The organism is Oscillospiraceae bacterium, from assembly GCA_009780275.1.
Classification (GTDB): Bacteria; Bacillota; Clostridia; order Oscillospirales; family UBA929; genus WRAI01.
The window spans coordinates 37,268-43,841 of the sequence record WRAI01000021.1 but is presented as its reverse complement, the minus strand read 5'-3'; the positions used below and the strand labels follow the sequence as shown (position 1 = coordinate 43,841).

1 protein-coding gene and 3 tRNA genes are annotated in these 6,574 nt (G+C 48.0%); all 4 read right to left on the bottom strand.

Annotated features, from left to right (window positions below; translation table 11 throughout):
• A partial coding sequence (locus tag FWE06_07370; protein ID MCL2546993.1) for a carbohydrate binding domain-containing protein occupies positions 1 to 5,333 on the bottom strand: 5,333 nt, incomplete at its 3' end.
• Positions 5,334 to 6,124: 791 nt separating this feature from the next.
• Positions 6,125 to 6,200, bottom strand: a tRNA-Gln gene (locus tag FWE06_07365).
• Between the two features lie 146 nt (positions 6,201 to 6,346).
• Positions 6,347 to 6,422 (bottom strand) — tRNA-Lys (locus FWE06_07360).
• A gap of 72 nt (positions 6,423 to 6,494) precedes the next feature.
• Positions 6,495 to 6,571, bottom strand: a tRNA-His gene (locus FWE06_07355).
• Positions 6,572 to 6,574 lie beyond the last annotated feature (3 nt).

Genomic DNA, 6,574 nt, shown 5'->3' with positions numbered 1-6,574 from the left:
AGGTCATCAATGTAATAGTAGTGGTAGTTCGCAGCGCTCGTGGACTTGATGCTGCGCAGGCCATTGGAATCGTAAAGAAAGAAAAGCGTCTCCCGGGGCGTGTCAATGCGTTGTAGCTGCCGGCCTCGTTCCCAAGTCAACTGCATATTGTCGCGCCAGTTAAGCGGATTGCCAATGGCGTCGTGGTTGATTTGCACCCCGTTGATAGCAGTCAGCAAATCCGGCCATCGCGGGTCGTTATAGGCAAATGTGCGATTTCGCCATGTAAATCCGCCCTGCGATTGCGTATTCATCGTAAGGATGTTGCCGAACGTATCATAAGTAAAGTGCCAAGAGTTGCCCTCTTCATCATCATAATGCCGGATGAGTTGGTTTTGCGCATCGTAGACATATCTGTCAAGCGGCCGGCCGCTATGACTGTTTACGCTGACGATATTGCCCATGTTATCATACCCGTAGTAGAACCCGATCCAGTTGTGATCTGTCCCGCGGCGGTACATCAATGAGGCAACTTCTATGGTGGTCTGCTCATTTGAGACGTTCCGATAGGTATAATGGCGGGAGTGCCGCCCATCGCGACGTATCAAGCGTTGCAACCCATCATAATGATAGGTCAGCACTTCGCCTGAGGCGGTTCTCATTGAGCTTAGGTTACCCGTAACATTGTCATATGCGTAAGTGATGAAACGCTCGGCAAATCCGGCAACAGCATAAGAGACACGGCTCACTCTGCCGCGTGTATCAAACTGCTGATTGGCTGTTGACAGTATTCGATTGGTCTGGCTCTCACGCACCGTAGTGTTAATAGGCCTGCCAATGCTGTCATACTGGAACTCAAATGTGTGCCCGTGTGTATCTGCTACACGGTGCAATTGCCCGTCGCCGGTGTAGGTATAGTCAATCCTGCGACCGTTGCTATAAGTGCGTGTTCTTACACGGTCAAGAAAGTCGTATGTATAGTCGATAAAATGACCGTTGCCAAACGTCATGCGGCGCAATTCGCCATTGTGCGGCAAATGCTCATATTGCACGATTATGCGCGCATTTTCTCTGGTTGGCCCCACACTGATTTGTGTTTTATTGCCGAAAATATCATAGTCAAAGAAATAACTTTGGAAGAGCAAGTTTCCGTTTCGGAACCCTCTGCGCTCCATCTGAACCATTTGTCCATGCTGATAAACCGGACGCAGTCCAACAACATCGGCAATAAAACTGTCCCGCATGCGCCCCGTTTGCGCGTTGAGGCGTGTCACGGTCACTGTGCCGTTTGGTGCTGTCTCACTTTGCGGCTGTCCGGTCATCTCATAGATGCTGTTGACACTGCCGTAGTTGAATATAGTCCTGGCACCGGTCTCATCTGTGACTGAGTCAACGCGGTTGCCATCGGCAGTATATGTTGCGCTGTTGGTAATGGAAAGACCGGTTCCGTTACTGTGTCGTAATACCGAGCTGGTTTGGTTGCCCGCCGAGCTATGCGCCAGCGTCATGGTTAGGTTGGCGTTCCGTGCCGTGACCAAATTGTTTCTATCATCATGGGTAAACTCAAATGTACCGTGCTCATTCACCAAACTTCTCAAATTCGCTCCATCATATGTGAAGATATTTGCATCGCTTTCTGATGAGTTGATGCGTATTAAGTTGCCGTTGGCATCATATTCAAAGGTTTGTGATAACTCCCTCACCAGTGATATGTTATCGAAATATGCGGTATTTCCATTAAAGTCATATAGCAACCTAATTCGGATTGTGCGAACTTCCCTGTCCATCTGTCTCGGCACAATAGGTAAACTCAGATATTGCCAGTCAGTTACATCGGGATTAAATGAGGCAATATGATGCTCCTCTACACCATTGTCGTAAACAATCCGAGCTTGCAGTCCAAAAGTCCGTCCGGGTTGTTCTGTTAAATCGGTACGTAACGGTACAGACGTAGCGCGCGCCCAACCCGAGAGCATAAAGGTTTGACCCGTCGCATTGATAGGCACATCGTAGAAAGCATAATTGCTGCTCAACGGATTGCCGTCTAAGAAATATGAGTGCGTCCCCGTGCGCCGCTGATTTGCCGTAAATCCACCATGTCCGCCGGCGCGTTGCTGCCAGCCATGCGTTCCGGCCATGCGCCAATCCATATTGCCGGCAACAGCAATATTGTAGTTGGCAGGGGCTTCTGCTGCCTCCAACTGGAAGTCATCAACATGGATCCGCCCAACAAAGGGATGATAGATTAGGCCAACTTGATATACTGCCGTTGCTGTTGCCGGATTTGGCGTGAATGTAAAACTGATACGCTGCCAACCACCTTCAACGACAGTTGATGTAATCGTATCGAAAGCAGGACTTTCAACAACTTGATTGCTTCCGAATCTGAACTGAAGCCGAATACCGCCGTTGAATGATGTTACTTGTGACGTATTGATATACGCCGAAACGGTATAGGGCTGACCGCGTTCGAGCGTCAAAGTTTGGTACTGTTGTACCGCATCTGAACGTGTCGTCCATTCCATTGAGCGATGGCCTGTTCGCGGATTATTCGTTGCGGCGCTGAACCCATTTGTACGCGAGAAACGCCAATGCGTTGTCCCTTCTTCCATACCGCTATTGCGGAACATATTGCTCGATGCCACGCCCATGGCGGCACTGCGCGTGATGCGATTGTTTTGACGCGATGTGCCGGACGGCGGTGTAAAGCCCGCAGCAGATGCACTTAAAATGTTGGTGCGTGTGTGGTCAGTAAAGTAACTATTAACTGTGCGCCCCGCATTGTCAAACAACATGAACTGATAAATGGCATCATTTGCATTAATGTCGCCGGATGCGCCGGCATAGCGATATATCGTTTTGCCCATGACGGGGCGCTCGATACGCACCAATCGTTCTCTGGCAGCACCTCCGCTGCCTCTGCCGTAGTTGACAAATTCATGAACTGTGCCGTTGGCATTCCAACTATACCGCACCAAACGGCCACTTTCGCCGTCAGTGGCTGTCGTCAGCCGCCCGCCCGGCCCACCATATGCATACGACATGAATGCGCCATCCGCATGCGTGATGCGAATAAGTCGGCTGGCACTGTATGCAAAGCGAGTTTCATTACCGGCACGGTCAACAACACGATTTAGAAATCCCCATTGATCATAAATGAACCAAGCAACACCAACAGAATTATGGCCATTCAACTGCGTTGATATTGATGTTATTCTGCCGGGGAAGTCGGCATTGCCAAAATTGAACTGTGTGCGATTTCCATTGCGGTCAGTGATAAGCCTTAGTCGCCCGGCCGCATCAAATTCCATGCGATTATTCTGCTGGTCTGTCAACCTGTATCGATGGATGCCGACATTGATGCGCTCGATTCTAAGCCCCAGGCCACTTTCATCTTCCCAATGATTTTCAACTGGTGCGAAATAGTGCATCGTGCCGTCAGCGTCGGTGTACCTCATATAAAGTGTGCTGCCATCAAAGCTATCGTATAAAGTGACTTCATGTATGCTTTTTTGTGTGCTCAGCTTCCAGCCATGTCCCATATGCATACCGGCGTAGCTCCTACTGTTGACTGCCGAGTAGTAGCGGTCATGATACTGCGAATTATAAATAAGAGACAACTCGAATGGCACGACCGTGCTGGCATTTGAGACAAGCGGCTTTACAATTGTTAATGCGCCTGTATAGTCAGCCACATGCCCCGTTCCGGCACGCCCGATGTCTTGTATGTGATACGTGAAATGGTCTTCCAGCCCAACCGTATTCTGATATTGTACAATAAGTCGCGGGAATGAATGCATATGACTTGCATGGGCGTTGGCGAATAGGGCGTTGGCATTTCGTGTGCCGGTCATAGTGCCTTCTTCAAGTGCCTTGAACATTAGGTTTCGATTGGTGTTGGTTGGAGCGGCATACCACCCCTTGACCGTGCGCGTTATGTCCCAAAATGCCCATGTCATCTCAAGATGAGCCTGTACGCGTACATAGTCAAGCAATACATTGGGGCTGGGGTTTGTGAGATTGAAATGCCACTGGCTAGAGCTATGCGTAATGGGATACACCCCAATATTTATCGCAGGCATATTTGTATGCCTGTATCCGGGGCCAAAGCCGGGCGCATTAGAAAACTGGCGCAGCGCAATTTGTGAACTCACCACCATGCTGTTGGCCGGCAACGCAGGTAATTCACGAATATGCATGTATGTGCGCATTCTTCTGACCGCATTCCCGCCAACAATTAAGCTGTTCGTGTTCCATTGATTGCTTGGCCAATCGCTATCGATATATCGTGCCGTAAAAACATCGTCTCTCACGGTGATTAGCGGCGGATCAATGATAATCGGCCATACACGCTCTTCATCGTTCATCCATGCTTCATCGGCAGTTACCGTAAAATTGAAAAGAGACACATTATCGTCTGTGCCGATATACGCTAAGGTATACCATGCATCAGTTGAAAATGCGCCATCTGAATCGAACATAAATGGTGCGGGGATTTGGTAAATCGCTTCACCATTGACCGGATTGACCAGATAAATCGAGCCATCTTCCACCTCAACAGGTGCGAGGTTGCCTAGGTCCAATTCAAAAACAAAGCTATAATCGTCGCGTGGATTATGGACGATGATATTTTCTTTTACATCCTCACCAAAGAAGACATATTCAATATCCACGCCATCAAGTATGTTCTCATAGCGCAGAATACTCATAATATTCTGCGGTGTGACCGCTTCTCCCAAACAGTCGTCATATGGTTGCTCCGGTGTGATGATCACAGCTTGAACAGGGTTAGCACCGGGCAATGATATGCTAACCGAATGGCCATCGCGCTCAAAGCTGATCAACGGTTCGTTATCACGACCTTGTTGAGGTAAATCAATATTATTACGCCCACCGCGACGACTCCATGAACGTGTTGTACTGTGGTCTCTATCACGGCCACGGTTACCACGCCCTCGGCGCTGCAGGCGCTCTGTTTCTCCCTGTTCTAAGCGATTGTCTATGTCTTCCCATTCGCCGTCTTCATTTTGGTAGTGGACCGCATGATCAAACTGAACAGCGATGTATGAGCCATCGACCAAACGAAAATGCTTGACATCTTCTTCACGGAGTTCTACGATTTCACCAACAATATCTTCAGCTGTTATTTCTTGTTGCTCCCAATCCTCATCCACCAAACGGTCTGTATCATATACTTCCGGATACTCTGACCCATCAGTTGGATAACTTGTAATTTCACTATATTCAAACTTTTGCGCTTCTGAGCTTTCAGCTATGGATTGCAAAGGCAGAATGTGGAGAACCATGACCAGAGATAACGCTATTGCCAAGGCATTACATAAGGTCTTTTTCATGATAGGAGCTCCTTTTCATGTTTGTTTGTTAAGGTTTTGGATAGGTATAATATTTCATCTGTTGTGGATAAATGATATAGCTTGCCATGGCCCCATCCTTTTTTCACTGTTATAATAAAAAACCGCACGAAACCACCCTAGCCTACACTAGTGTTTCGCGCGCATTAAACTCGCTTCATTATGAACCACGCCTTTCGCATGAATTTTTGTCTGAATTTGTCAGTAGTGTAACATGGGAATACTTGGCTGTCAAGTATTTTTGTGAAATTCCTCAGATTTTCTTATAGTTAAAATTTAAGATGATAGAACTGGCCTTCGAAATTCTTATTAATACGCCCATGCGTTGCAATAATATTTATTATGCAATTCACGGCAGCACTATCGGCCATTTCAACCGTTTTGGTAGATTTTCTTCGTGGTGCAAGCAAGGGTCTTGCGGCATGAAGTTCTCAACGGAAAGCAACGGCAAAGCATCGCGATTTCTTCTCGTTGAAATCACGATGCTTTGTCGTTGATGTATAAAGAGCCTAATCTTGAAACGCTACGCAAATTCGCCACGTGCCACGATTGCATTGTGTACAAACATTTAAAGCATATTCTTGCAACTGGTGCACCTAACACGCGTTTTCACGATTTGCGCGTACTTGCCGGGTTAATGCAAGACAAAAGCCTAAACTCAGTGAGAAAAGGCTTTGTTGATACCAGTTTAATAAATATGAGCGTTTGCAATTTGCAGTCATGTTCTCAACAAACAAAAAAGCTTGTAACCATTATGTTACAGGCTTTTCTGTTGGCTGGGATAGTAGGACTCGAACCTACGCATGCCAGAGTCAAAGTCTGGTGCCTTACCGACTTGGCTATATCCCAATGATAGCACGCCGCTGCCCACACTACGCTATGTTCCTTCTCCCTGAGCGAAGCCTGCTTTGCGAGGCGATGAAATGAGGAAGAACGGAGCGGGCGCAATTTTCGCGCCCGCGCGGAAATGACGTAGGGCAAAGTTTCTTCCGACATGGTGATCTGCCTGGGACTCGAACCCAGGACCACCTGCTTAAAAGGCAGATGCTCTACCGACTGAGCTAGCAGATCATTTTTTTTATCGTCGCGCCTTAGCGTTAGTGAGCAGCAAGTAGCGGCCCACTAAACACTAAGTGCCAAACATGGGGTGAATGACCGGAATCGAACCGGCGACCCCCAGAACCACAACCTGGTGCTCTAACCAACTGAGCTACACCCACCAT